At 46.5% G+C, this 3,219-nt stretch carries 2 protein-coding genes; one reads left to right on the forward strand and one right to left on the reverse strand.

Annotated elements, in window-relative coordinates; translation table 11 throughout:
* Positions 1-186 precede the first annotated feature (186 nt).
* Complete coding sequence (tgtA, locus tag Q8J68_RS02445) at positions 187-1,656, reverse strand: tRNA guanosine(15) transglycosylase TgtA (protein WP_305309969.1); 1,470 nt, start codon at positions 1,654-1,656, stop codon at positions 187-189.
* Between the two features lie 260 nt (positions 1,657-1,916).
* Here tgtA and Q8J68_RS02450 point away from each other — a divergent pair, with 260 nt between their 5' ends.
* Positions 1,917-2,939, forward strand: coding sequence for a DUF21 domain-containing protein (locus tag Q8J68_RS02450; protein WP_305309970.1), 1,023 nt, complete (start codon positions 1,917-1,919; stop codon positions 2,937-2,939).
* Positions 2,940-3,219 lie beyond the last annotated feature (280 nt).

Genomic DNA, 3,219 nt, shown 5'->3' on the forward strand with positions numbered 1-3,219 from the left:
TTTTTTCCGATACTTACATACAAGGATCATGTGGTATTGCAGCAAGTATTTGTGTCGGTTTTTTGATTTCCATGTATTCATAATATCGCCATTCAGCCCATACCCTAAAGGGTATGGGATTTCTGGCTAGTTCTTTTTAAAAATACCCAAATATACTGCAGAAAAATTGACAGCCAACGACTACAATCACGGATTGTGGCCAACTATTACCTGTACATTCGTGAGGCTTTCCAGCTTATCCACCATCGGATGCCTGAACCTTTCCACCAGAAGATATGTGAACTCAGCTTCAGGGTTCAGCTCTGCAAGCTTGATGGTATTGATATATGCCCGTTCAAGGGATTCCTGATCAGGCGTTCTTGGCACTTCCGCATTAAGAGGATATATCTCTCCAAGCTCCTGTGGATAGGCTCCGAAGGGTGGTTTGAATATCAGTACGTTGTCATACCCGCTGTCAAGCTTTATGGGGGCCGGCCTGATGAGGGCTGAACCGCGTATCGTGAAGCGTTCAAGCTGGTTAGCAAAGCGCAGTACCTCAGGCCTCTTCGCAGATTCAGGGCCGCAGTAGAAGAAAGTAGACTTGGAAGCAGGGTCCAGTTTCTCGAGCCACTCTGAATGAGTGTACATCTGTTTGAGAGCTTCAAGCATGCGCGGATGTGAGCGGCAGCGCTGCTCCACGAGTTCCAGGAGGTTGCCTTCCCATATCGCCTGCTTTATGATGCGTATCTCTTCAAATGTGACGTAAAGATTGTGTCTTGCAAGTAGTTCCGTGGAGTTGTAGGCTTTTTTGAGCTCTTCCGGAGAATGCTTCAGGCAGATGGGACATGAGCAGGGGAGATACTTCAGGTCGTCCACATGGTAAGTTCCTCTGCTTGTGATGTAACGCCGGTCCTTGGCATATAGCGCATATGCTGCCGAGTCGAACAGATCACACCCAAGCGCCACGGCCAGGGAAAACATCATGGGGTGCCCGGCGCCGAACAAGTGTACGGGAGCTGTGGGGTCAAGCCCTTTCTTGGAGGCGGCAATGACATCCACAAGGTCAGCATAGCGGTAGGACTCCATGAGTGGGACAACGGCTCCGAAGGGATAGACATCAAAACCTGTTTCAGAGAGCGTCCTTGCACATTTCTCCCGCAACTGCATGTAGGAAGAACCTTGGACAGGACCTGCCAGTAGCATATCCCCGGTCACAAGCTTCCTGGCTGCCTGCAGGCGTTCAATGGTAATGTCAAGTTCCTCGCTGGCTCGCTCAAAGCTGACATCGGGAGGTGTCGGTATATCCAGCGGTACACCGATGTCACTGCCAATCTTCTGCTGGAAGTCTATTATCTGTTCATTGGTGACCTCGACCTCGCCATAGACCGAGAGCTGGAACGAACCCGAGTCTGTCATTATGGGACCGTCAAAATCAAGGAGCGAGTGAAGGCCGTCTTTCAGGGCTTTTTCCCTCAGTTCATCCTTGCGGTAGATGATGTAGGAGTTAGTGATCAGTATCTGGGCCCCGAAGTCCCTCATCTCTGAGGGTTTTATCGTCTGGATATTGGGGTTGATCACTGGCATGACCGTGGGAGTCTCCACAACGCCATGGGGTGTTGTAAGCCTGCCTATACGACCTGCTGTGTCCTTATGGATAATATCGAATCGTGATGACATATAGGGGAGTAGATAAAGGTAAAGATATATGTAACTTCTTACATGGGAAGCGGGAGTATCTCGCGATGATTTATTATACTAAAAGAAAAGTTATGGATTATATATGCATGTAAGGCAAATATTAGGGAATTCTCATTGCATCTGTTCACAGATGAACAATGAGTGTTGAAAAGGATTGGTGTAGCGTCTTTAATGATATTCGAGATTTTTATAAGAAGCAATTTCTTGCATTCCTGTTCCCACAAAAATAGCTGAGTCTTATGATTGATGTTATATGGATATTCATATTCCTGTGCCTTGTACAGTCTGCCATTTTTTCCGGTCTCACTATCGGTCTTTTTGGACTGACGCCCCTGCGGCTTGAGATCGAGGCTGAGTCTAAGAACCCTTATGCCTTGAAAATCCTGAGTCTCCGAAAGAACTCAAATTTCCTTCTGGCTACCCTTTTGTGGGGCAATGTGGGTACAAATGTATTGCTGGCGCTGCTTACAGACAGGGTAATGGCAGGGGCTGCAGCTTTTGTATTTTCGACTGTAGTGATTACCTGTTTCGGAGAACTGGCACCACAGGCATATTTCTCACGCAACGCCCTGAAAATGGGAGCATATCTTTCACCTCTTGTTAAGGTGTACAGCTTCCTGTTATACCCTGTTGCAAAACCGTCGGCGATAGTCCTTGACTGGTGGCTTGGTAAGGAAAAGGTCGAGTACTTCAAGGAGAGGGCTTTCAGGGCAATGATCATGAAACACATGTCTTCGGCAACCTCAGACATCGACAGGTGTGAGGGCATAGGAGCCTTGAACTTCCTTTCAATAGATGACCTCGACATAAAGAAGGAAGGATCTATCATACACCCCATGAGTATCGTAAAGCTGCCTTTTGAAGGCGATCTGCCAATATTCCCAAAGATAGGAAGCACTCCCGGAGACACATTCGTTCAGCAGGTGGCAGCCTCCGGAAAGAAGTGGACAATTATTATCAATGAAATGGAAGAACCGAAAATAGCCATTGATTCTGATGCCTTCTTAAGAGGAGCTTTGCAGGTTGATGATAATTTCAATCCTTACAGATACTGCCATCATCCCATTGTAGTATCTGACCCGAGGGAAAAGATAGGCGGCGTTATCAACAGGCTCAAGGTCTATCCTATAGACTCGGAGGATGACGTCATCGATCAGGACCTGATCATTTACTGGAACAAGGACGACCCTGAGAGAAGGATAATCACAGGGTCAGATATACTGGGACGCCTGTTGCGCGGAATAGTTGTAAGGGTAGAATAAATGGCAGGTGCCATAAGGTAGCTTTGGCCTTCCTGCAACCACAGAACTAATTGTATAAAAACAGCTTATACTTACAGTAAGTAGAATGCAATTGATCACATATAGCATACATATACATTAAAACTGATTGAGGCATTGTAAGAAGAATAGCGCAAATGCTAACAAAAGAACAAAAACAACATCATCGTTTACGACGACCTTCGGTCAGGATCATCATAACAATACAAAAAGAAAAGTGATAGAATAAGTGAGCTGGCAGCGATCCGTAGTTCCCGAAGAC

The organism is Methanolobus sp., assembly GCF_030682845.1.
In the GTDB taxonomy this organism is placed as follows: Archaea; Halobacteriota; Methanosarcinia; order Methanosarcinales; family Methanosarcinaceae; genus Methanolobus.